Below are 259 nucleotides of genomic sequence, written 5' to 3'. Positions count from 1 at the left end.
TGATGGAACACAAAACGGAACAGAAACCGGATTCACTTCTCCAGTAACTGTATTTGCAGATTTAGATGGCAATGGCGTATTAGACGCAGGAGAGCCAACAGCAACAACGGCAGCGGATGGAACCTATACTATAGAAGGAGTGCCAGCAGGAACAGTAGATATCGTAATAGATACAACTACTTTACCAACAGGATCGACATTAACAGATGGAACAGAGCCAACCGAAGTAACGGTACCAGTAAGTGGAACAGTTACAGCA

General features: G+C 44.4%; 1 protein-coding gene. It reads left to right on the top strand.

Annotation, left to right across the window (positions count from 1 at the left end; genetic code table 11):
* The coding region (locus tag ACVCZW_RS00325; RefSeq protein WP_452231330.1) for a hypothetical protein at positions 1-259 on the top strand (259 nt) is incomplete at both ends.

This window comes from Lacinutrix sp. MEBiC02595 (assembly GCF_053601555.1).
Note: the sequence above shows the minus strand (reverse complement) of the source record. Positions and strands in the feature narration are given on the sequence as shown.